Source organism: Caballeronia sp. TF1N1, assembly GCF_022878925.1.
Classification (GTDB): Bacteria; Pseudomonadota; Gammaproteobacteria; order Burkholderiales; family Burkholderiaceae; genus Caballeronia.
The window spans coordinates 39996-59842 of the sequence record NZ_CP084631.1; the positions used below are offsets into that span (position 1 = coordinate 39996).

The window sequence follows — 19847 nt, forward strand, 5'->3', positions numbered from 1 at the left end:
CGTCTATGACCAAGCATTTGAGTGAAGCGCAGGTCGCGCACTTCAAGCAACACGGCTATGTCTATCCGATGCGCGCGATCAGTTCGGACGAGGCGCTGGAGTATCGCCGCATCATCGAGAACTACGAGGCGTCGTCGGGTGAAGACGTCAACAAGACCCTGAAAATCAAGGGTCATCTCGCGTTGCCGGCCATCGTCGATCTCGCGCGTCGTCCGGCCATTCTGGATGCGGTCGAAGATCTGATCGGACCGGACATCATGTTGTTCGGTGCGTCGATCTTCGCGAAGAACGGACGGGATCCGCGTTATGTGTCATGGCATCAGGACTCGACTTACTTTGGCCTCACGCCGCACGAGGAAGTGACCGTATGGGTCGCGCTCACGCCCGCGAATTCGGTGAACGGCGTGCTGCGCGTGTTGCCGGGATCGCACATCGGTCCGGACCTCAAACACGTCGAGACATTCGCTAAAGACAACATGCTCGCCAAGGGCCAGACGCTCGTCGATATCGATGACAACCTCGCCGTGGAAATGCCCTTGCAGCCCGGCGAATTTTCGATGCATCAGGAACGCACCGCACACAGTTCCTTGCCGAATCGCTCGGATGACCGGCGCATCGGCTTCGCATTCTTCTATGTTCCGGCGCATGTGAAATCGGCGACGGGCCGCCGTCGCGCGACGCTCGTGCGCGGGGTGGATCGTTTCAATCACTGGGATGCGGACACCTTGCCCGAATACGATTGCGATCCGCGCGCGATGAGCGAGCTCGCGGCGACGTGGGGCAAGTACAAGGACGGAGAAACGAAGCAGGCAGCGGACATGAGCGCGCCGCAGTAAAGCATCGAACGTTCGTCGCGCAGTGATGGGCGCGACGAACGCACGCATCAGCACGCATCAGACAAGCTTGGACGACTGGCTCCATTCGTCCTGATGCGGCGCACGAAACCGCGCGAGAAACTGCCGGGCACGCGGCGTCTGCGGTGCGCTGAAGAATTGCTCGGGATGTCCGGTCTCGACGATCTGCCCCGCATCCATGAACACGATGCGGCTCGCCACCTGGCGCGCAAACTCCATCTCGTGCGTGACGATGACCATGGTCGCGCCTTCCTGCGCGAGCGAACGCATCACGTTGAGCACTTCGCCGACGAGCATCGGATCGAGCGCGCTGGTGGGTTCGTCGAACAGCAGGATATCGGGCTTCATCGCCAGCGCGCGCGCGATGCCCACACGCTGCTTCTGTCCGCCGGAAAGGCGCGACGGAAACGCATCCGTCTTGCCGGCGAGGCCGACGCGTTCGAGCAGGCGTTCCGCTTCGTCGCGCACTTCGGCGCGCGGCCGCTTCAAGACGTGCAGCGGCGCTTCCATCACGTTTTGCAGCACGTTCAGATGCGGCCATAGCGCGAAGTGCTGAAACACCATGCCGATGCGCGCGCGAGAGCGGGCGAGTTCGGCATCGCTCATCTTGATGGCCGAGCTTTCGCGCACGCCCATGCGCTGATTGGAAACATAGACCGTGCCCGCGTCGGGAACTTCGAGCCAGTTCACACAACGCAGCAATGTCGACTTGCCGCAACCGGAAGGTCCGAGCAGACAGACCGTTTCGCCTTTCTGCACGGTGAGCGATACATCGCGCAGTACGAGGTTTTCGCCGAACGACTTGGATACGCCGTTGAGTTGCAGAACGGTTTGTGCAGCGGAGCGCGCCGCTTCGCCTGACGACCGGTTTGCATCGGCTGCGCGCATGAGTACGGGCGGGACGTCGTTCGAAAGGTTCATGCTCTGCGTTCCTCGGCAAATCTCGACAGTAATCCGCTGCCGCCTTCGATCACGAGGCAGATCGCCCAATAGAGCACGACGGCCGTGATGAATGCGGCGAAGGGAATGAAGTAAGTGGCTTGAATGCCGTTCATCTGATGCGTGAGTTCGCCCACGGCAATCACGGTGAGAAACGCGCTGTCCTTGACGATCTGCACGAGCTGATTGCCGATCAGCGGTAAGGCGACGGTGAAGACTTGCGGCAGGATGATGCGTCGCACCAGGCTGAAGCCATGGAAGCCGTAAGCGCGCGCGGCTTCGATCACCGGCGTGGGCAGTCCGGCCCATGCGCCGCGCAACAGCTCGGCCATGTAGGCGGTGTTGTAGAGAATTAGCGCGATCGCGCCCGCCCACCAGTTCGACAAACGGATGCCTGCCGTAGGCAAGCCGAAGTAGATCAGATAGACGAACAGGAGAAACGGTGCGCAACGCATTGCATCGACATAGAGCATGGCGATACGCGCGATGGCCGGGCGCTTCGACATCAGCGCGGGCGTGAGCAGCACGCCCAATACGAGCGAGGCGACAGCCGCGACCGCGAGCAGGCCGAGTGTGTCGAGCAGACCCGACAACACGTCCGCGCGCTGTTGCCAGACGATCAGGAAATGGTCGATCATGCGCGGGCCTCTATCGGCTGACGTTCGATGACGCGCTGTGCCTTGATCAGCACGAACACGATCAGCCCGTACAGCACGAGCGCGAAGATGAACGGCGGCAGTGGATCGTAAGTGCGCGCGCCGACACGCAACGCCGCGCGCGTGATCTCGACGATGCCGATCACCGCGACAGCCGGCGTCGACTTGATCTGCAAGGTCATCTCATTGACGAGACCGGGCAGGCTAGCGCGCCAGATCTGCGGCATCACGATGCGGCGAAAACGCAGCGTGCGCGGCATTGCATAGGCTAGTGCCGCGTCGTACTGATCGCGCGGGAAGTTCAACAGCGCCGCACGCCAGATTTCGCAGTTGAATGCGGCGGTGCTGATGGTGAGCGCGAGAATGGCCGCGGGCGTCGGGTCCAGCGACAGTCCGAACTGCGGCAGCGCGAAGAAGATCAGCAGCGTGAGCGTGACAGCCGGACACGAGCGTATCAGACTCACATATGCGATCACGAAGCGATTTAGAAAAGGCACGCGGGCCCAGCGGATCAGCGCGAGCGCCAGGCCCAGCGGCACGCCGAGCACAATGCTGGCGACCGACAGAACCACGGTCGCCAGCGCGCCCTGAGTGATGCTCCAGTAATCGAAGGCGTTCATCGATGCGCGATCAAAGTGACATCAATTGACGGACTGCGGCATGTCCTTGTAGGTCGCGCCGAGCCATTTCTGCTGAAGCTGATACATCTCGCCGCTCTTGCGCAGTTCGAGCAGGGCGGTATCGACCATCTTCAGTACGTCGCCGTTGCCCTTCTTGACGGCCCACGCGATGTACGTCGGCTTGCCGATCGCCTGACCGACGCTAAAGGTGTCGGGGCGCGTCTTGATGAGCGAATTGAGGCTGATTTGCGTATTGGCGACGGCATCGACACGGCCGAGTGCGAGATCCTGATATGCCTCCGGATAGGACTGGTATTCGACGATCTGCTTGATGCCGGCGCCGCCATGCTTCTTCTTCAGATCGGCGTCGAACAGCTTCAGGTCCGCAAGCATTGCGCTGCCGGTTTCCGCGCCGACGACCTTGCCGGCGAGATCGTCGGGGCTCTTGATCGGCGAGCCTTTCTTGGTGGCGTAGAATGTGACGGCTTCGCAGGTCGGCGACGCGAAATCGAAGCTCTTCTTGCGTTCGTCGGTGACGAGCACGGCGGTCAGCGCCATGTCGTACTTGCCGGTGGTCACGCCCGGCAGAATGCCGGACCAGGGCATGACCTGCTGCTTGACGTCCACGCCGATCTTTTTCTTCACCAGCGCAAGCAGATCGTTGTCGTAGCCGGTGTTCTTGCCATCGGCGACGAATTCGAACGGGGTGTAATCGTCCTCGGTCGCAACGCTCAGATAACCGCGCGACTTGATCTCATCCGCGCTCGCTGCATGGGCGGGATGGTTGATGCCGGCATGGACGCCGGCTGCGGCGATGAGCACGAACGCGCACGAGCGCAAAAGCGCAGCGACGCTGCGCTGTTTCGACCGGCAAAAATTGTTGCGCGTGAGACGCACTGACATGAAAATCCCCCTTGATGATGGTGACGTCCGCGCACAGGATTGCAGTTGTGCGCGAGACGACGGATGGTGGTCGTCCAATCGACTCTTCGTTCGAATACGAAAATTCGTCATGAAACAATGCAAGGGGTATGCCAACGATCTCCCGGGTCCGTCACGTAAGAACTCGCGGGATATGGCGGATAGGTTCAAATTATGTGGTGCACCGCATATGTCTGTGAGGGCCTTTAATTTGTGCATCGACGCACCGACTTACGACACGAATCCTCAGGGTGCGTTCGCTATGCGGACGGAAAGGCTAGGACGAGTAAAGCCGCACCCCGGTGGTGCCTCCGGTTCATCGCGCTGGAAGGGGGTTTTAGTTCAATGTCGCGACGCGCTCGGGCCGGCCATTGCTCCGGATCGCTGCGCCGCCCGACGTGCCGATAATACGTCGACGGCGGGACCGGCAGCAGGCGGCAGATCGGCTCGATACCGTAGACGTCGCGATGCTTGTTGATAAACGCAATGATGGCTTCGATCGTCGGCAGAGCTTCGCCTGACCGAAATATGCGGAAGCTTTACGCAGGCGCTGTCAGGTTGCTGGAGATGCGGCATCGCTCTGCACCGCGTTTGACTGCTTTTTCAAGAGACTGTCCGTGCTCGCCCGCGACCGTGTCCAGCATGCCGTCATCGAGAGGCCGTGACCGACGCGATAGGAATTTGTGGCATCAACCCAGCGTTGAATGATCCATTTGTTTCGGATAACTACGAGGTGTTCCCGCTAAGTTCAAATCTATGGCCAGCCCGAATTTTGCAACCTCTGGTTTTGACAGTGTGTGGCTTGCGCAAATCTATCCGGAATCGTGCCGGACGCTCGTCCGTTGTTCCGAGATGAAAACCGCACCAGTCGAACCTCAAAATGTCGGTAGCTGCTAATGGGTTTTGTCGCAATAAGGAGGTTGGGCCAAGCGGAGGTGATATCTTGAGTACTGCTTATGCCACCAATGTATAGAACTGCTCAGCTGCAGTCCGCGCAGTGCTGTCGCGACACATCATCTGCCCTTTTTTAATCATGTGCATGACTTCGATGCCGCTCAACAGGATGCGGGCGCAACGAAAATTCTTGAATCCCAGCATTGGACGAATGCGCCGCTTGATAGCTCGATGGTCCTGCTCGACGATGTTGTTCAGATACTTGGCCTGACGAATCTTAATTGACGTTTCGCGTTCGGCGTTAATCGCATGTAGCCCCGCGAGATTGGCGCCGCTCTTGTCGATCGTCACCGTCTCCGGAACACCGTTTTCATCAATGGCTTTCTCGAAGTAACGCCGCGCGGCAACCTTGTCGCGCCTGGCTCGCAACAGAAAGTCAACTGTATCGCCCGCTTTATCAACGGCACGATACAAGTACTTCCACTCCCCGTTGACCTTCACGTAGGTTTCGTCCATTCGCCAGCTTCTACCGACTCCGCGTTTGTGACGTTGAAACGCCTTTTCCAGCGCCGGGAGGAGTTTGATGGCCCAGCGATGCACGGTCGAATGATCGACCGATACGCCTCGTTCGGCCATCATCTCTTCCAGATGACGCAGGCTCAGCGGATAGGCCACGTACCAGCGCACACAAGTCAGCATCACATCCAGCGGATAGTGCAACCGTTTGAACACCTTGTCCGTTGTCATCGTCGATCAAGTCTTTCATTTTCCGGGCGCTACGATAGCAGATCGTCTTAATGCGACAGAGCCCGGCAACGCTTGGTCGCGCCGTTCCGCCGACATAGAATTTATCGATCGATAAATGATCGATCGATAAATTATCGCGGATGCGAAACGGTGTGCGGCTCCGCGAAATCTTGCTGCGCGCGCGACAGGATCCACTCGCGGAACGCGACGCTCTGCGGCAGGGGCTGATCGCCGGCGGGAAGGAAGAGGTAGTAGCTCAGGCCCGTGCGCAACGGCCGATCGATCGCGAGCATCACCGCGCCGGACGCCAACTCGTCCTGAACCAAAAAACTTGGCACGAGCCCGATCCCGATGCCGGAGGACACCGCTTCGATCAAGTGCGACGTCAACTCGAACTGAGGGCCGACGTTGATCGAGCGCTCGTCGATCTGCTGATCCTCGAACCAGCGGATCCAGGAATCGGACCGTGCCGCCACGCGCAACAGCAAATGGCGCGTCAGATCCCGCGGGGCGCGGATGGGGTGCGTCTGCGCGATCGAAGGGCTGATGATCGGCAGCAGGGTTTCGTCGCAGAGCTTATACGACACGAGCCCCGGCCACGCGCCGTCACCGACGCCGATCGCCGCGTCGATGCCGTTGTGTTCGAAGTCGAACTGGCCAATGCGCGAATGCAGATTGATCAGCACGCCTGGATGCCGCTTGTAGAAGTCGGATAGCCGAGGCATTAGCCACTTGCTTGCGAAAGTTGGCAGTGCGGCGAGATCGAGGCTGCCGCGTCCAGTTTGCGAACAATCCGACTTTCAGGCGAGTTTTTCAACGAAATAGGCCACTTGCAGTCGTTCGTTGAGCGAATAAGGAGGCCACTCAGACGGCAGCTTCAAGTAAAGTCCAGCCGTTAAGCGGAGCGACGTCACCGGACAGATGGAGGTGATGGAGCCATCGTAGTGTAAGGTCTTCAGTCTCGGACAGACTCGAGGCGCTTCATCAAAGATGTACGTGCTTCGTAACTGGAAATCCGACGCGCTGGCAACGCGAAGCCATCGTCAGGTACCGCATCCTTTCTGTTGAAACTGATGGACGAGGTCGGCCAAAACTTCAAGGTTAAACGGCTTTGACAGGCACGCATCGCATCCAGCAGCTCGCGCCCGCGTTTGCTCCTGCGCGACGGGTCGCCCGGTGAGGGCGACGATCAGCGCGGTTTTGAAGTCTGGCAGCTGACGGATGCGCTTGACAAGCTCATAACCTTCCATGTCAGGGAGATTGACGTCCGTCACGACAAGATCGAACGGCCGATGTGCGGCATGACGTAGTGCGTCGAGCGCGTTGGTCGATGTCGATACTTTTGCGTCGTAGAGCGACAACAAATCCTCCATGGCTTGCAGCGAGTCCTCGGAATCCTCGACCAGCAAAATGTCTACTCCGCTGAACACAGACACATCGGCCGGCAGATTTCCCGTTTGCCGTTGTGAAGAGGATGCCTCCGCAGGCAAGCGGACAATGAAACATGCGCCGCGACCTTCGCCTTCGGAGCACGCTTCGGCCGTCCCGCCGTGCAATTGTGCCAATTGGCGGACCAAAGACAGGCCGATGCCAAGTCCCGCGCTTTTGGCGCGAAACGGGGTGTTCGGAGCTTGCTGAAACATCTCAAAAACCGTGCTCAACGCGTCTGGCGCAATACCGCAACCCGTGTCGGTGACTTCAAGTTGCACATGCTCCCGTTCTGGGCGCAGCTGTATAAGCACGTGCCCGCCCCGGGGGGTGAATTTTAAGGCGTTGCTTAACAGATTCCAAATGATCTGTTCGACCCGCACGGCATCACCTCGAATGATCAATGGCTCATCAGGCACATCGGTTCGCAGATCGACGCCACCATCTTCGAAATCTTTTTGCATCGCGCTCGAAATGTTGCGCGCAATGCTTGCGATATCCGTGGGCGCAAAGCGCAGCGTAAGCTTACCCGTTTGAATGCGAGAGAAATCAAGCAGGTCGTCGATGATCTGCGCCTGTGTCTGAACCGATTTTTGGATGGCGTCGGACACTTCCTGAATGCGAGCAACATTGCGCGTTTCCGGAAGACGTGTGAGGATCTCGGCTTTCATGTGGATAAGATTGAGCGGGTTCTTCAATTCATGCGACAGCACCGCGATGAACTCATCCTTCAGCTGACTGAGCTTTCGGACCTCGTTGCTTTGTGCTCGCTCGCGCTCAAGGCCTCGTTCTTTTCTGCCCTCGGCCAGCTTCCGGCTGGTCGCATCGTGAACGATTTTGGCGTAGCCCGAAAATCCGGGGGATTGAATCCGGCTTAGAAGGCCGCTGCAGAAGACTCGCTTCCCGCTTTTGGTCAGGTGCCAGCGGTCATCCTCCGCACGACCGCGTGTGCTTGCATTGTACTGCTCGCGCCGCAGGACCCCGTCCGAGATATCTTCGGGGGTAAAGATCATGTCAAGCGAACGGCCCATTGCTTCGTCCGCGCCGAATTCGAACATTCGAGTGGCGCCCACGTTCCAGCTCACGATCTTTCCCTGTTCATCCAGCACGATGATGGCAAAGTCGTGTGTCTCGCGCGCCGCGAGTTTGAGCTTCTCCTCACTTGCGCGGGCGTGATCCTGCGCGGCGCGTTGCTCCGTGATATCAATGAGCGCCAATACTGCGCCGTCGATGCGGTCATCATCCGTGCGATAAGGCAACACGCGCGCGAAAAGGTTCGTCCGTCGTTGCTACGTATGTCTCGTTCTGCCGACTTGAGCGACCCAAATGCCGTGCGCAAGTCGTTAATCATCTCCGGGTAGATAAGCTGATGTGTCAGGTGCTCCAGGGGCCGGCCGATGTCCACGGGTCGAACGTTAAATAGGGTCTCGGCGGGCGACGTGTACCGTTTAATGTTTAGGGAGCGATCGACGAAAACCGTAGCGACGCCCACCAGCGAGATGAGGTTTTGCAGATCGTCGCTCACGCGGGCGGATTCCTGCACCTTGACAAGTAACTCGGAATTGACGGTCACCAACTCTTCGTTGAGTGATTGCAGCTCTTCGCGACTTGCTTCCAGTTCCTCGGTCGCCGAGCGCAATTCCTCATTCGTGGCCTGTAACTCTTCGTTGGACGCCCTGAGCGCTTCGCTGGACGTCGCATCATGCTCCATCGAGCTTGATAGGCGTTCTTCGCTACCGGCCAACGCCTCTCTAAGCGTATCAATCGTCTCTTCATCGGGCAAAAGCGGAGTCGGCGGAGCTGCACCAAGTAGGGGCGTCAGCAGGTCACATGTCACCGAGACCAGAAATTCGTCTTGCGCGAGATCGTGATAAGGACGAAATGACAAGTCGACCAGGATCTCGCCAATAGCGGTAACGAAGGGGACCGCGAGTGCCTCGCCGCGACGGTCATCGCTCAGACAACGCTGTACCGCATGACGAACCCCGTCTTGAGCATCATTACGCAAAATGTCAAAGAGGTTGACGACGCGGGCGTGCCGCACATCTTCGGTGATTCGATTTGCGTTGGATGATCGATGCATGATCGTGCCATCTGCACGCATGATGAGAGTCGGCGGCCCGAATAGATCGAGCCCTCGTGCCTGGCCCGGCAACGCCGCATTGTGTGTCGCACGATTGGGCGGTGCTGAAAAGAATGTGTGGCCCGCTCCGGCGGACATTTGCATGTCGCCGAGCGCAAGCAGGCTGTTGCCCGCCACGTGTGGGAGGGCACGATAGAGTTTTTGCTGCTTTCCAAGAGGCGCAAAAAGGTGGCTCGAAAAGTCGGCCGATTCGGCTGTTCCGAGAAAAAGAAAGCCTTCATGCGGGCGCAGCGCAAAGTGCAGACTCTCTAGCACGCGGGTTTGCGCCCGGCGATCAAGATAGATGAGGAAATTGCGGCATGAGACAAGGTCGATGCGCGAGAAGGGTGGATCACGCAGCAAGTTGTGCGCCGCAAAGACGACCGTGTCGCGTAGCGATTTGACCAGCCGATAACGATCGCCGTCCTTGACGAAATATTGATTGAGTCGGCCCGACGAGATATCGGTCGCGATGGCGGCGGGATAGTTGGCCGCGCGCGCGAGCGTGATCGCTCGCTCGTCAATGTCGCTGGCGTACACGGTTACGCGCGGGCGATTGGGTAAGCGCCGTGCGACTTCATCGAGGAGGATCGCGATTGAAAAAGCTTCTTCGCCAGTCGCGCACGCAGGCACCCAGGCACGCACTTCGTCACGCCCTTGCAGCGTTTTCGGAAGAATCGGCACGACCGCACGTTCGAGTGCGGCGAACGCCGTGGGGTCGCGAAAGAAATTGGTCACACCAATGAGCATGTCGGCAAGCAACTTGGGCGTCTCATCGGCGTGCTCAATCAGATAGTCGCGATAGGCGGCCGCCGTTGATACGCCTGTGACCTGCATGCGGCGCTCGATGCGGCGCATGACTGTGCCGCGCTTGTAACTCAAAAAATCATGGCGAGTGCGGCTGCGCAGCGTGGCGAGCACTTCATCGATGGCGTTCGCATCAGGAATCAACGCGTCAGTCCCGCTTGGTGCCTCAGCATCGGACGGTGAGGGCAGTTCAATCTTCGCCGCATTGCGCGCAAGCTCGACGAGTCGGGGGACGATCTCAAAGGCGCTCAGCACAAGATCGACGTCGCCGGTCGCAATCGCGTTGCGCGGCATGTCGCCGTACTGTGCTTCTTCCGGGCGTTGGGCAATGGTGATCCCTCCGCGTTCGCGCACGCGCGCGATTCCGATAGAGCCATCAGCGCCTGAACCCGAGAGAATGACGGCGATGGAGCGCGATCCATGCGCATCGGCCAGACTACGAAAGAAGATGTCGATCGACGTGGGAGGTGAACGAGGGAGTTCGGGGTCACTTAAGCGCAGGTACCCATCGACCATCGAGAGGGTTTTGCCTGGAGGGATGACGTAGATTGCATTCTTTTCAAGGACGGTCGGCCCCATCACTTGCTTCACGGGCAAACGGGTGACGGTTTGAAGCACCGCATCAGCATGGCTTTCGTGCGTTGGTGATAGGTGTAGGACCACCACGAAAGCGACATCCGGCGCGGGCGGCGTCGCCTCGAAAAGACGCAAAAGCGCCTGAACGCCGCCGGCCGATGCGCCAATGCCCACTACCGCGAAGTTGGGGCCGCTCGTGTTGCTCAGTTGATGCGCGTTTTTGACCACAACGGCTCCGTTTCGAACTTTCCGCTGAGTCTTCTTCAGATTAAGTTCTGAGAAGGTGATAAGCCTGTAAGGCGGCTCAAGGAATTCGATCGCTATCGAGCCATTCGATTGAGCAAACGCAACAGCGCGGCTGCCCTCTCTTACTTTTGCAGTATGCATCGAAGCCGGCCTGGACGCCGGGCGTGCCAAGTTCGTCCTAGGGAGGTGAATGCAACGAGCGTGACGTTTTGCACCGAATCCGCGACCCGCATTCTTTCCACGACTTCGACTCTGTCCATCTCCGGCATGTTAATGTCAAGCAACGCAACATGAGGAACTCAGTCAGCGATTGAACTGAGCGCTGCCTCGCCGTTGACACCCAGCGAACATCATAACCTTCGGCCAAGAGTGTGGCAGTGATCGCTTCAGCACCGAGGCGGTAGTCGTCGACGACCAATAAACGCACGTGGGGTGGATTCTTCGAAGCCGACGGTCCGATGAGTCCAACGGTTAGCGATTCGAGGTCCATTGAGCCAATTCCAAGTCGGTCTGCCCTAGTAGCATAAGATTGCCCCGCTCCGACGGACAGATTTGCATTTAAAGATTTGTCGTGGTCCGGCCTCCGTTAAGTGTGGAGTCGCGGGTTGTTCACGGACGGGCAGCGAGTCGCTTCTCACGACCGCGATGCTGCCCGTCGGTGGGCAACTCGCAAGGCGATTAGGTTTTTGTCTTCGCGCTCAGGTTTTCGGATTTGAGCGGCGAACAACGTAAGCGCGCATTAGACGGCGTCCCTTGCGCATTGCCATGCGACATACGTCAGGCTATGGTTGGATTCAGTCGCCAGGGCAGCAAAGCCTCGTAGTCGTCGGCGGTGTTCGCGTGCGGCAGACTTTTGAACAACGCGATGAGGTATTGATACGGCTCAATGCTGTTGGCTTTGCAGGTTTGCACGAGCGAATACAGGTTGGCGGCGGCGTTTGCGCCGGCGACGCTGTCACTAAAGAGCCAGTTCCGGCGTCCAACCGTAAACGGTCTGATCGCGTTCTCACACGGATTGTTCGAGATGGGCCACGCTCCGTTGCCGACGTAGCGAACCAGCTTGGGCCATTGGCCTCGCAGATATTGAAGCGCTTTGCCGAAGCCGCTTTGCGGCAACACCGTGTTCAGATGACGCGATAGCAGCGCCTCGATCTGATCAAGAACTGGCTGACTTCTGGCCTGTCTGAGTTGCTGGCGCTGCTCCGGCGTCATGTGTTCGGATCGTGCCTCAACGGCAAACAGCTGGCCGATCAGGCGAATGAATTCGCTTACCGGATGATTGCCGCCGCGCTGTACCTTAGGGAGGTTCTCTTCCGCCTCAATCAGGTAACGTCGCGCGTGCGCCCAACATCCAAGGTGCACCAGCTGGTTTGTTCGGGCGATTTCGTTGTACGGCTCGTAGCCGTCGCTCATCAATACCGCTCCGGGTTTGATGCCTGCATAGAGCACAGCGGCCTGCGCCGCGCTGCGCGTGGGACTGTAGTTGAACATTCGCACTGGTGGTCCGGTACCGTTCATCTGCGCCCACATGTAGCTCTTGCGTTGTGCAGCACGGCCCGGCTCTTTTAGTACCTGCACCGTCGTTTCATCGCCGTAAACGATGTCGGCCTCGAGCAGGTGGTCGCGCATCAGGTTAATCAGCGGCTGCACCGCCATGCCGACGCGCACTACGCTTGCTGCCAGCGTGCCGCGTGAGAGATCGCCACCGAAACGGTGCAGCAACGCGGCGATCCGGTACAGCGGCAGCGCGTCAGCAAACTTACTCACAACCACCCATGCAAGCGCTGATTCAGTGAGTAAGCCCTTTGGGATGATGCGCGAAGGTGCCGGCGTCACCTTGATGCTAAGGTCGCAGCAAGGGCATGCGTATTTGATTCGCTGATGCTGAATGACGCGAACCTGCTGCGGCACGATATCGAGTTGCTCGCTGATCTCAGCGCCGATCTCGACCAGTGCGTGGCCGTCGTGTGCGCAGACGCGTTCTGATTCGGGCAACTCATGGCGCACGACCTCGCGAGGCAGCATCGGGTCTAACGGTTTGCGCCCACGCTTCTTGCGTTCATGCGCGCCGACTTCGACGCTTTGTTCAGTTTCGGCCTGTTGCGCCGGCTCGCATCCCGTTGCGAGCGCTTCTGCTTCGTTCAGGAAGAGGTCGCGTTGCTCAGCACCGCGCACTTCGCTCCTGGAAGCAAACAACTGCCGCTGATAGGCCTTAAGTCTCTCGCGCAACAAATCGCGTTCGACTGTCACCACACGCAACTCGCCTTTCATGGCAGCGAGTTCTGCGCGCAGCGCCTGCAGTTCGTCGGTAGAAGAAGAGGATGATGGCGGCATCGCTGAATTAGACCAGCGATGCCGGTTCTCGTTTCAGGTCACGCGCTGATAATAACGCCTCGGATGCGCGCGCATCGCTTCGATGTCGATGCCCTCCAGTAGCCAGTGAAGTTGCTCTGTTCGCAGCATGAGCACCGCTTCCTTGCGCGGCCATACGAAGCGGTCCTGCTCGAGGCGTTTCATGAGAAGCCAGAAGCCGTTACGGTCCCACAGCAGCATCTTGATGCGGTCGCGCCGCTGATTGCTGAACACATAAACCGCACGCGCGAATGGATCGAGCTTCATTGACTGCTCGACGATGGCTGCGAGACCGTTGATGCTCTTGCGGAAGTCAACGGCATCACGATGCACATAGACTTTCAGTTCATCGTCCAGGCGGAACATCGCACCGTCCAAGCGTCTCGATCATGGCCGATAGCAACGGCGCATCATTGTCGGTGCATTCAAACCGGAGTGTGACGCCGTTGGGCATCTGCACCATCAACCGCGCCGAAGGGGGCGACGACGTCCTGCTGCGGGGGTGTGGCGGTGTGCCTTCGTGGATGCGGGCGCAACCACCGCTTCGTGACTTTCGACTTCGACTACTGGAACGAAAGCTGTGCCAGTCGGCGTCGGCTGTTTCGTTTGCCGGTCATATCTGCGCTTGCCGTCCCGACCAACGTTGACGACCTTCAACCCGGTCGTTCCTGAGTGCTCTTCTGTCATGAAAGGTGTCCACTGATTCGATGAAGTGACCCCCGAAAGTTGGACGGTGTGACAGCTATGCTGTTGCGAGCAGAGACCGGTATGCGACCGGGCTCACGCCTCTAGCTTCATCTTGATACGTTTGTGATTGTAGTAGTGAATGTAGTTTTTCAGTCCGGCGTGGAGTTCATCAACGTCTCGAAACTTGTTTAGGTGGAAGAATTCTGACTTTAGTGTGCCAAAGAAGCTTTCCATCGCCGCGTTGTCGAGGCAATTGCCCCGGCGCGACATGCTTTGTTTGACAGAATGCTTGTCCAAAGCCTTCCGATAGACCGGCATTCGGTATTGCCAGCCTTGATCCGAGTGGAGTATGGGTCTGTCGTTCGGTCCGAGGCGCGCGAACGCTCTCTTGAGCATGGTCCCAACCATGTCGAACAGAGGTCGTCGGGGCGTTGTCAACTTGCCGAGTGCAAGCCGGCACGATGACAGGTGCGACGACGGGTCAGAAGGTAGTCGACGGATTTTGGGCGAATTCGCGCCATGCAACGAACCGGGCTGCGAGTTGTTTGCGATAAAGTGAGGCGCGCAGCAGGTGCCGCTTCAGTGCGAAATGTTGTCGGATCGGCCCGAAGCACGAGAGGAATTCTTGCGTGCGTTTCGGGTCGCGAAAGCCACGCATGCGACGCTCACGTTCGCGTGTCGGTTGGTGGCTGTTCTCCGCGCGGTTGTTCAGGCGGGCGGCCGCTTTGACGAACACATGCTTCACGCTCGCCAACTCCGGAATTTCGGCCTTCGCGGCCGGGTAACTTCGCAACTGATCGGTGACGATCTTGCGCGGCATCGGGCTCGAGCGCAGCACGCGCTTAAAGAACCGTTTGGCTGCGGCCTTGTCGCGCCGCTTTTGTAGCAGGATGTCGAGTTCGGCACCGTGCTCGTCGACCGCACGCCACAGCAGGTACGGTTCGCCACGCAGTGTGACGAACATCTCGTCGAGGTGCCACGTGCTACCTGGCTTGCGTCGCACCGCTTTCATCCCATGAGCAAAGCCCTTGCCGAACTTGTCGCACCAGCAACGAATCGTCTCGTATGTCACGGTCACCCCGCGCTCGAAGAGCAGTTCCTCGATGTCACGCAAGCTCAACTGGAAGCGGAAATACCAGCGCACGGCGCAACTGATGACCTCGGCTGGAAAACGGTGACCGTGATAGAGCGATTTCGGTTTCTTCATCACGCCATCTTACGCGACCGGCCCACCAACTTGACAACGCCCGCAAGACGAGTCGCTCGATCTGCCGCACGCTCAGGCTCAGCCGCTCGGCGGCACGGCCTGGCTTGAGCTGGCGCTCGGCGACTGCCTGAATCACTTTGAGTCGGTCCAGTTCGCGCATCGACATAGTGATGGTCCCAGTCGTGTTCATTGCCAGCGCTCCATAAACGCTTGTCCGGCAACAAACCTACGTCAAAATACGACATAATGAAATGGCCAGCCCGAACCCAGCGATCGTCCTACTATGAGAGGTTCGATCCAACGTAGATGGAGGGTGACATGGACGAGGTCACGCTGATCGGCATCGATCTGGGCAAGCATGTGTTTCACGTTCACGGGCAGGATGCGAAGGGCCATGCGGTCTTTCGCAAGAAGCTTTCGCGTCAGCAGTTGCTTTCCTTCTTCAGCAATCTCAAAGCCGTTACTGTCGTCATGGAAGCTTGTGCTGGTTCACACTGGCTAGCACGCAAGCTGAATGCGATGGGGCACGCGAGCAAGCTGATTTCGCCGCAATATGTGCGGCCGTTTGTGAAGAGCAATAAGAATGACTACATTGATGCTGAGGCGATCTGTGAAGCCGCATCCCGACCAGCAATGCGCTTCGTCGAGCCTCGAACGGAAGCCCAGCAACTTCTCGCCGCACTACATCGAACGCGTGAGGGTTTGGTAACGGAGCGTACGGCCACCATCAATCGAATTCACGGTATCTTGCTCGAATTTGGCGTCGTGGTGCCAATTTCCAAAGTAACCTTGCGTCGTTTGCCTGATGTCATCGCGCTCAATGATCTCCCGTCGAGGCTTCTCCAAATCATTCAACGACTGCACGAACACTATAAATATCTTGACGCCCAAGTTGTCGAAATCGAGAAGGAACTGGTCGCGCAGCTTCGCGAGGACGAAAACGCCGCTCGATTGCTTTCAATTCCGGGGATTGGCACCATCACGGCAAGCTTGCTCGCATCTGAGATCGGAAGCATCACACAGTATGCGGGTGGAAGAAATTTTGCCGCATCGATCGGACTAGTCCCACGTCAGAAAAGCACGGGCGGACGAACGACCTTATGCGGCATCAGCAAGTCAGTATGACTCCCGTTTGGCAAGGCTGGCCGCCGAGGGAATGAAGCGCGGGTTAGCATTGCTGCCAGAGCCGCATTGAGCGGGGACGGAGCCACCGCTCAACGGACTGTTCCGACCGGAGGCCAGCATGGAAAACGATAGCACGTTGTACGTAGGACTGGATGTCCATAAAGATTCGATCACGGTTGCGTACGCGATCGGCATGAGCGACGTTGAACTGTTCGGCAAGGTCGGCACCATGCATATTGATATCGACCGGTTGTGCAAGAAGTTGCAAACAAAGGCGCGACACATCTGCTTTGTCTATGAAGCGGGGCCGTGCGGTTATGGGTTGTACAGGAGGCTAGTCGATAAAGGTTTCGACTGCATGGTCTGCGCACCGTCACTCATTCCACGAAAGCCGGGAGATCGCGTTAAAACGGACCGTCGCGACGCGATCAAGTTGGTGCGTTCGCTACGTGCTGGAGACCTCTCGGCAGTACATGTGCCGTCCATCGAAGACGAATCGTTCCGGGACCTGGCGCGCGCCTGGTCGGCTGCGAGGGAGGATCTGAAGGCCGCACGCTGCAGGCTCAAATCGTTCCTGCTTGCCCACGGTATTCATTACTTTGGCCGCCCCAACTGGGGGCCCACTCACCGACGCTGGCTAAGCACGTTCTCGTTCGACAGCGCATGGCAACAGCTGGCGTTCAATGAACACAGGCGCACGATTGAAGATCGGCTCGCGCAATGCGAGAGGCTGGAGCTGGCATTGCGTGAGTCTGTCATCACCTGGCAGTTTTACCCAGTCGTACTCGCACTGCAGGCTATGCGCGGGATTAACTTCACGTCGGCGATCGGCCTGGTCTCCGAGCTAGGTGACCTGTCGCGGTTCGAGCATCCGCGACAGTTAATGGCATGGCTCGGCGTAACGCCTTCTGAACACTCCTCAGGTGGAAAACGGCGACAAGGAAGCATTACCAAGACAGGCAACAGTTATGCGCGAAAGCTATTGGTCGAATCGGCCTGGAGTTACCGCCATCCTGCCCGCGTAAGCATCGACATACAACGCCGGCATGAAGGGCTACCCAAGCCGATAGTCGACCGTGCCTGGGACGCGCAACTGAGACTGTGCCGACGGTATCGTAAGCTCGTCGCCAGAGGGAAGACCGCGCACGTGGCCATCATCGCAATTGCACGCGAACTGGCGGGTTTCATCTGGGACGTCGGCCTATTGGGAATGAAGCTGGCAATACCGCCGAGCGCGCAATCTGCCTGAACTAAGGGTTGTACGTAAAAAGACCATTCAGTACCAAGAGTTTCTTGAAGGCGGCGCAGCCCGGTATTCGAGTAAACCGCGACCGCGTTTGGCAACGACATAAGTCGACTTGCGTAGCAAGGAAGCGGCAGGCTCATGAGACGGACCTCTGTAATGCGGCAACCAACCCGCGAATATCAGCGTGATCCACCGTCGAGTTTTACTGCTACGCCGCCCTCAGGAAATTTGCGCTGACAATGGAGTTAGCGATGAAAACCGATGCCGATTGACAGAGGGAGTCATATCAACGCGGTGACAAACATCTGCGCCGTCTGCTCGTGCAAGGCGCGCGTGCTGTCATACAGCGCGTGCAAAAACGTAACGACAGGCTTGGAGATTGGATTCGTTCGATGTTGATTCGACGACACTCGAATGTGGTTGCATGCGCGCTTGCCAACAAGCTTGCTCGGATCGCTTGGGCCGTTCTGACGAAGCATACGGAATATCAAGGTTCGTTGTTGATTCACAAAAGTTGAGATTTTGCTAACCAGGTTTTGCGACTGCTGGAGTTTGATGGCCAACGGCTCAGCGACCGGACGAATAACCTGACAAGTTCTACAGCTCATTAGCAGCTGCCGACATTTTGAGGTTCGACTGGTGCGGTTTTCATCTCGGAACAACGGACGAGCGTCCGGCACGATTCCGGATAGATTTGCGCAAGCCACACACTGTCACAACCAGAGGTTGCAAAATTCGGGCTGGCCATAGATTTCTACTTGGCGGAAACACGACATCTGAATTTGGGACCTACATAACATGTTGCTGCTAAGTTCAAACGTCGGGGTTGCCGCTAAGTAGAGATGTCGGGTTTTGAACGGATGTTTCGGTTCAGGTTGTGGGGTTGGGGCGGCGCAGCCGCCCCCCGTTCCCTCATCGTTTTTGCACTGACCTCGAGAATCGCTTCGTTCATATCAGCGATGCTCAGTGCGCGTTGCTTCTTCAGTCCTTCAAGCGCCTTCTTGGCCCGAACCTGTTCACCGCGATGCGTGCGTGACGGCGCATCACGCACGACGATCGTCTCGTTTGGCTTGCAACAAGCGTGCGGCTTCGAGTGCATGCGCCAGCCGCTTGTTCTCAACTTCAGCGCCCTGATCAATCCGCGCAATACGGTCGTACTTGCCGCAGCAAAGCACCTCGCCGCCCGCCTGCACCTCGACGCAGCCATTCGGGTATTCGACCACCTCGACTTGCTGGTGAATCAAGAGGCGATTGGCGGGCGTGTCTTCCAGCAGATACATCACCCGGTCATATTGCACCGTCAGCGCGTGCGTGACCTTGCGCCAGACGCGATAGGCCAGCAGTTGCGTCAAATCGTCGTCGGCGCGCAGAGGCCGATGGGCATCATGGTCGCTACGCGGCGTCTTGCCAAAGCGCTGATTGAAATCGGCGATGAAGGAGGGCGCATAAGCGTTGGCCGCCTCCCAGGTGCTGATCCCGCGCAAGCGCAACTCCTTGACGAGCCGGTCCTGCAGGGTCAGGTTGGCGCGCTCGACACGCCCTTTGGCCTGACTCGAATTCGCGCAGAACGCCTCAATGTTCAGTTCGTACAAGGCTCGGCCGAACTGCGTCACGCCTTTACCAGCGGTCTGCGAGCGGTTCTTGACGTAGAAGACGCTAGCTTTGTCGCTGTAGAACGCCATCGGCTTGCCATGCGCTTGCAGATACTTCGACAGCGCCTCGAAATAGCTGAAGGTCGACTCGGTGGCCGTGAAATGCAGCGCCATCAGCCGACCCGTCGCATCGTCAATGAATACCAGCAGCGTGCATGCCGGCGCCCGCTCCTCGAACCAGCGGTGATCGCTACCATCGATCTGGATCAGTTCGCCCAGACACGCGCGGCGGTTGCGCGGCTGGTGAATCCGCGGCGGGCGTTGGCGGCGAGGCACAAGACCCGCTGCCGTCATCAGAGAACGAATCGTCTCGACGGCCAGCGCAATGCCGTGGCATTCCGCAGCTTCTCACACGCCAGCGTCGGACCAAAATCGGCGTAACGCTCGCAGATCAGCGCGAGCGCACGCTGCGCCACGCCGTCCGGCAACCGGTGATTACTCGTGCGAGCGCGCTTGCCGGACACCAGACCACGCGCACCGTCCGCACGATAACGCAAGACGAGCCGCTCGATCTGCCGCACGCTCAGACGCAGCCGCTCGGCGGCACGGCCTGGCGAGTTGGCGTTCGGCGACTGCCTGAATAACTCTCAGTCGGTCCAGCTCGCGCATCGTCATGGTGATGGTCCCGATCGTGTTCATTGCCCGCGCTCCTGACACGCTTGTCCGGCAATGAACTTAAGCCAAAAGGCGACATCTCTACTTGGCAGGAACACGACATTTGAACTTGGGACCTACATAACAAAAACCGATAATTAGGTTTATGTTAAA

The 19847-nt window shown here is 58.4% G+C and carries 14 protein-coding genes, 4 pseudogenes and 1 other annotated feature; of the genes and pseudogenes, 4 read left to right on the forward strand and 14 right to left on the reverse strand.

Going from position 1 to position 19847, the window contains the following annotated elements; all coding sequences use genetic code 11:
- Window positions 1-5: 5 nt before the first annotated feature.
- A complete protein-coding gene (locus tag LDZ28_RS31165; RefSeq protein WP_244832257.1) occupies window positions 6-836 on the forward strand; it encodes a phytanoyl-CoA dioxygenase family protein in 831 nt (276 codons plus the stop codon).
- Window positions 837-893: 57 nt separating this feature from the next.
- Here the strand turns inward: LDZ28_RS31165 and LDZ28_RS31170 are convergent, their stop codons facing one another.
- The 13 genes and pseudogenes from LDZ28_RS31170 to LDZ28_RS32950 form a co-directional block, all read right to left on the reverse strand.
- The gene (locus tag LDZ28_RS31170) at window positions 894-1775 is read right to left on the reverse strand and encodes an amino acid ABC transporter ATP-binding protein (RefSeq protein WP_305038195.1); all 882 of its coding nucleotides are present in this window, start codon (window positions 1773-1775) and stop codon (window positions 894-896) included.
- Window positions 1772-2431: an amino acid ABC transporter permease gene (locus tag LDZ28_RS31175; RefSeq protein ID WP_244832258.1), complete on the reverse strand. Its 660-nt coding sequence runs from the start codon at window positions 2429-2431 to the stop codon at window positions 1772-1774. Before LDZ28_RS31175 ends, LDZ28_RS31170 begins: the two co-directional genes overlap by 4 nt.
- Entirely contained in the window at window positions 2428-3069 is a 642-nt protein-coding gene (locus LDZ28_RS31180) for an amino acid ABC transporter permease (RefSeq protein WP_244832260.1), read from the reverse strand. Before LDZ28_RS31180 ends, LDZ28_RS31175 begins: the two co-directional genes overlap by 4 nt.
- Window positions 3070-3090: 21 nt before the next feature.
- Entirely contained in the window at window positions 3091-3972 is an 882-nt protein-coding gene (locus LDZ28_RS31185; protein WP_244832262.1) for a transporter substrate-binding domain-containing protein, read from the reverse strand.
- A gap of 434 nt (window positions 3973-4406) precedes the next feature.
- Window positions 4407-4523, reverse strand: a sequence feature (AL1L pseudoknot).
- A 421-nt stretch (window positions 4524-4944) separates the two neighbouring features.
- Window positions 4945-5631, reverse strand: a complete 687-nt coding sequence (locus tag LDZ28_RS31195; RefSeq protein ID WP_244832268.1) for an IS6 family transposase — start codon at window positions 5629-5631, stop codon at window positions 4945-4947.
- A 131-nt stretch (window positions 5632-5762) separates the two neighbouring features.
- Entirely contained in the window at window positions 5763-6356 is a 594-nt protein-coding gene (locus LDZ28_RS31200; protein ID WP_244832269.1) for a LysR substrate-binding domain-containing protein, read from the reverse strand.
- Window positions 6357-6674: 318 nt separating this feature from the next.
- Window positions 6675-8168 (reverse strand): ATP-binding protein, encoded by a 1494-nt coding sequence (locus LDZ28_RS31205; protein WP_244832313.1) that lies wholly within the window; start codon window positions 8166-8168, stop codon window positions 6675-6677.
- On the reverse strand, window positions 8141-10951 hold the full coding sequence (locus tag LDZ28_RS31210) for a chemotaxis protein CheB (protein ID WP_244832270.1): 2811 nt from the start codon (window positions 10949-10951) through the stop codon (window positions 8141-8143). The genes LDZ28_RS31205 and LDZ28_RS31210 overlap by 28 nt, the downstream gene beginning before the upstream one ends.
- A gap of 636 nt (window positions 10952-11587) precedes the next feature.
- The gene (locus LDZ28_RS31215; RefSeq protein WP_244832288.1) at window positions 11588-13144 is read right to left on the reverse strand and encodes an IS66 family transposase; all 1557 of its coding nucleotides are present in this window, start codon (window positions 13142-13144) and stop codon (window positions 11588-11590) included.
- 33 nt (window positions 13145-13177) lie between these two features.
- Window positions 13178-13528, reverse strand: a complete 351-nt coding sequence (gene tnpB, locus LDZ28_RS31220; protein ID WP_012428381.1) for an IS66 family insertion sequence element accessory protein TnpB — start codon at window positions 13526-13528, stop codon at window positions 13178-13180.
- A 376-nt stretch (window positions 13529-13904) separates the two neighbouring features.
- Window positions 13905-14275 (reverse strand): annotated as a pseudogene (locus LDZ28_RS31225) (IS3 family transposase); the annotation flags it as partial.
- A gap of 55 nt (window positions 14276-14330) precedes the next feature.
- Window positions 14331-15056 carry an IS6 family transposase gene (locus LDZ28_RS31230; protein WP_244832201.1) on the reverse strand — a complete coding sequence of 242 codons (726 nt, stop codon included), beginning with the start codon at window positions 15054-15056 and terminating at the stop codon, window positions 14331-14333.
- The gene (locus LDZ28_RS32950) at window positions 14956-15246 is read right to left on the reverse strand and encodes a hypothetical protein (RefSeq protein ID WP_370652315.1); all 291 of its coding nucleotides are present in this window, start codon (window positions 15244-15246) and stop codon (window positions 14956-14958) included. Before LDZ28_RS32950 ends, LDZ28_RS31230 begins: the two co-directional genes overlap by 101 nt.
- Before the next feature lie 128 nt (window positions 15247-15374).
- On the opposite strand from LDZ28_RS32950, the pseudogene LDZ28_RS31240 reads away from it, so the two are divergent.
- The 3 genes and pseudogenes from LDZ28_RS31240 to LDZ28_RS31250 all read left to right on the forward strand — a co-directional run.
- Window positions 15375-16172 (forward strand): annotated as a pseudogene (locus tag LDZ28_RS31240) (IS110 family transposase); the annotation flags it as partial.
- Between the two features lie 127 nt (window positions 16173-16299).
- Complete coding sequence (locus LDZ28_RS31245; protein WP_244832294.1) at window positions 16300-17430, forward strand: IS110 family transposase; 1131 nt, start codon at window positions 16300-16302, stop codon at window positions 17428-17430.
- Window positions 17431-17714: 284 nt separating this feature from the next.
- A pseudogene (locus LDZ28_RS31250) lies at window positions 17715-17945 on the forward strand (IS110 family transposase); the annotation flags it as partial.
- A gap of 314 nt (window positions 17946-18259) precedes the next feature.
- Here LDZ28_RS31250 and LDZ28_RS31255 read toward each other — a convergent pair.
- Window positions 18260-19718 (reverse strand): annotated as a pseudogene (locus tag LDZ28_RS31255) (ISNCY family transposase).
- Window positions 19719-19847 lie beyond the last annotated feature (129 nt).